Origin of the sequence: Paenibacillus sp. Aloe-11, from assembly GCF_000245715.1 — a bacterium.
In the GTDB taxonomy this organism is placed as follows: domain Bacteria; phylum Bacillota; class Bacilli; order Paenibacillales; family Paenibacillaceae; genus Paenibacillus; species Paenibacillus kribbensis.
Genome location: NZ_JH601056.1, coordinates 847200 through 847503, shown reverse-complemented (window position 1 = coordinate 847503; position 304 = coordinate 847200). Strand labels below are relative to the sequence as shown.

Sequence of the window (304 nt, the reverse complement as noted above, 5' to 3'; positions counted from 1 at the left end):
CGGTTACGTCCAGCAAGATCGCGAATGGAGCGGTGCAGTCCTGGCATATGGCTAAGGAGTCCATTCAAGACCAACACATGGCCCCTGACAGTATATCGAGTCGTGCGCTTCAAGCGGAAAGCATCACCTCGGAAAAGCTGGCGGATGAGAGTGTGACAGCGGCCAAAATATCACCTTATTCCATCCAGCCGTGGCACATTATCGACGAAGCTGTGCAAGGGAATCATGTGGCAGAGGAGGCTATCCAGTCGAACCACTTGGCCCCGGAATCCGTCGCCTCTTCCCATTTGCAGGCTTCGGCAGT

Annotated in this window: 1 pseudogene; it reads left to right on the top strand. The window is 54.9% G+C overall.

The window, feature by feature from the left end:
* Window positions 1-304, top strand: a pseudogene (locus tag WG8_RS27470) (WIAG-tail domain); the annotation flags it as partial.